Here is a 2,949-nt window from a genome sequence, read left to right as displayed (position 1 = left end):
GCACCTGATCGCATTGCTGCCGCTGCTGTCGTCGATGCCGGCGCTGCAGGTCTTCGTCGGCGCCGCCGTGGCCGTCACGTGCGTCGCCATGGTGCTGAGGGCGAACAGGGACAGGCACGAGGTGCCGCCCCCGGCGCCCGGTTCGGTGGGGGATGCGATGGTGCATCTGCAAGGACCGGCCGAGGTGCTGAGCCTTCTGCGCGAGATGCGAGAGCAGGGCCGGCAGCAGACGGACTATCTCGGGCGCATCGCCGAATGCATGCGGGTCATCCGAGGCGAGACGCACAACCAGACCGAGATCCTGCGCAGCATCGACCGGGAGCAGGTGCGCAATTATGGGCACGACCGCCGCGAGTAGCGCCCTGGAACCCGACGCGTCGCCTGCCCGTTAGCCGGCGGATCTTTTCGGACCCCCGAGACCCGCCTTCAGCCCCGACGGCAGCCGCCGCGCGGGGTTTTTTCGTTCTGGTCTGGCCCCTTCGGCAATGAGCACGCGCCGGCCGATGACGAGGCTCACCCGCCACTGACCTGCTCCGCAAAGTCCTCCGGCACCTCGCCGAACTGGCCGAGGATCGCGACGCTCTCCAACTCGCCCGTCTCGTCGTCCGCCACGATCCGCAGGGCCGCCGCCCCAGGCATTCGTCCGGCGATCGCCTCCGCGCGCTTGAGCGCGCCGCTCTCCGTCGGCGCTACGTCCCGGTTGCCTGGCCGCAGTCGCTTCCGGTGGATCTCGAACGTCTGAACCATGAACGTCGTTCGCATGCTCATCACGATCTCCTGATCCTGCCTTCCCCACTCCGCACAGGCCCAAAGCTCAGCCTTGACCGGGAACCTCAAGCCTGTTTGTTCTCTTTTCGTTCTAACACGGAGGGCGCGCGTGAGTCTCTATCGGGTCGGTGCGGAGGCGGCGGACGACAGCGGGCTCGTGCGGATCCCGTTCATGCGGACGACCCTCTGCGCCGGTTTCCCGAGCCCGGCCGAGGATTTCATCGAAGGGGCGCTGGAGCTGCCGCGCTGGCTCGCTCCCAACCCCGCCGCGACATTCATCTGGCGCGTGCGCGGCTGGTGCATGAAGGGCGCGGGCATCCACGATGAGGACTTGGCCGTGGTCGACCGCTCGCTCTCTCCGTCCTCCGGCGCGGTCGTCGTCGCGGTGATCAACGGCGAGATGAGCCTGAAGCGCCTGGTGATGTCCGGCAACCGGCTGTCCCTCACGTTCGACAACCCGGAGATGGACCAGGAATTCGCTCTTGAGGACCTGGAGGAGGGTCTGCTCTGGGGTGTGCTCCTGTTCTCGGTGCGCTGGCACCATGTGAAGGCGCGCACGAGCCTCGTGCGATGAGCCGCGCCATCGCGCTGATCGACGGCAATTCCTTCTACTGCTCCTGCGAGCGCGTGTTCGACCCGAAGCTGACCGGTGTGCCGGTGATCGTGCTGTCGAACAATGATGGCTGTGCGATAGCAAGGACGTCAGAGGCCAAGGCGCTCGGGATCAAGATGGGCGAGCCGTACTTCAAGATCCGCGACCTGTGCCGCCAGCAGAAGGTGCGCGTCTTCTCTTCGAACTATGCCCTCTACGGCGACATGAGCGCCCGGGCGAACACGGTCTACCGCCAGTTCACGCCGGACGTGGAGATCTACTCGATCGACGAGAGCTTCCTGGACCTGTCCGACGTGCGCGAGCGCGACCGGGTGGCGCTCGCCCGGGACCTCCGCTCCACCGTGCGGCAGTGGACCGGCCTACCCACCTGCGTCGGGATCGGGCCGACGAAGACGCTCGCGAAGCTCGCCAACCACATCGCCAAGACCATCCCGGAGCTCGGCGGCGTGTGCGACCTGTCCGACGAGGCGGAGCGCGCCGCCTGGATGGTCGGGATCTCGGTGGGCGAGGTCTGGGGCATCGGGCGCGCCTCGCTGGCGCGGCTCACCGCCATGGGCGTCGACACGGTCGCGGATCTGCGCGACCTCGATCCCCGGCCAGCCCGGCAATCCCTGACGGTGGTGGGCGAGCGCATCATCCACGAGCTGCGCGGCCGCGCCTGCCTGCCGCTTGAGATCGTGCCGGCCAGGCGCAAGGGCTGCGCCGTAACCCGGTCGTTCTCGTCACGGATCACCGAGCGGACCGTGCTCGAGCAGGCGGTGGCGGCGCACGCGACGCGACTCGGCGAGAAACTGCGGCGCGACGGTCTCGCGGTCTCGGCCGTGACCGTCTTCTACCACACCAGCGAGCACGACCGTGGCGACCCGATGCGCGCGGTCTCGAAGGTGGTGCACCTGCCAGAGGCGACGAACGACACCCGCCACCTGATTGATGCGGCGATCCGCGGCGTGGCGATGACCTGGAAGGAGCAGGGGCCGACGCCCTGGCGCTACAGCAAGGCGGGGCTGGTGACGACCGACCTCGTGCCGCTGGCCGAGGCGCCGCGCCCTCTGTTCGATGCCCTGGACCGGGAGAGGTCGGTGAAGCTGATGGCCGCGATGGATACCTGCAACAGCCGGTTCGGGCGCGGCGCCGTGGTGCCGGCGCGGGCGGGGCTGGTCGAAAAGCGTACTTGGTCGACCAAGTTCGAGATGCGCTCGCCGCGGTTCACAACGCGGCTGAGTGAGGTGCCGACGGTGAGCGCGGCGTTCCAGTGAAGCCACCCAGGCCCTTTGCGGCTCAACCGCTGCTATGGGTGGAAAGCAGGCTTGAATGCGAAGCCCGTAAGTGGACGTTCCGACTCCAACTCGGAGCCTACAAGACGGAGGCGCAGCAGCTAGGGGACAAACGATTAGCGGCCTCTCCTGTGGAGGTGTTGCTTATTGGCAACGACTGATATGCAACTTAGAGCGCCTAACAGAACCGCCTGATCTGGCGGAGGGTGATGAGGCTTGCCTGCAGGAACGTGAAGGCCTCGTAGATGTCGGCGCGGCGTTCGTAGCGGACGGGCAAGCGGCGGGCGCGGTTGA

4 protein-coding genes and 1 pseudogene are annotated in these 2,949 nt (G+C 67.5%); 3 read left to right on the top strand and 2 right to left on the bottom strand.

The annotated features are described in order from the left end of the window. On the top strand, positions 1–358 hold a 358-nt coding region (locus tag FF100_RS36675; protein ID WP_139040918.1), incomplete at its 5' end, for a hypothetical protein. A 155-nt stretch (positions 359–513) separates the two neighbouring features. Here FF100_RS36675 and FF100_RS36670 read toward each other — a convergent pair. After that, positions 514–768, bottom strand: coding sequence for a hypothetical protein (locus tag FF100_RS36670; protein ID WP_139040919.1), 255 nt, complete (start codon positions 766–768; stop codon positions 514–516). A gap of 109 nt (positions 769–877) precedes the next feature. Here FF100_RS36670 and FF100_RS36665 point away from each other — a divergent pair, with 109 nt between their 5' ends. Together FF100_RS36665 and FF100_RS36660 are read left to right on the top strand one after the other, a co-directional pair. Next, on the top strand, positions 878–1,342 hold the full coding sequence (locus FF100_RS36665) for a LexA family protein (protein WP_139040917.1): 465 nt from the start codon (positions 878–880) through the stop codon (positions 1,340–1,342). Continuing rightward, on the top strand, positions 1,339–2,637 hold the full coding sequence (locus FF100_RS36660) for a Y-family DNA polymerase (protein WP_139040916.1): 1,299 nt from the start codon (positions 1,339–1,341) through the stop codon (positions 2,635–2,637). Before FF100_RS36665 ends, FF100_RS36660 begins: the two co-directional genes overlap by 4 nt. A 196-nt stretch (positions 2,638–2,833) precedes the next feature. Here FF100_RS36660 and FF100_RS36655 read toward each other — a convergent pair. Further along, positions 2,834–2,949: pseudogene (locus FF100_RS36655) on the bottom strand (IS5/IS1182 family transposase); the annotation flags it as partial.

This window comes from Methylobacterium terricola (genome assembly GCF_006151805.1).
In the GTDB taxonomy this organism is placed as follows: Bacteria; Pseudomonadota; Alphaproteobacteria; order Rhizobiales; family Beijerinckiaceae; genus Methylobacterium; species Methylobacterium terricola.
This window is presented reverse-complemented; position numbering and strand designations above follow the sequence as displayed.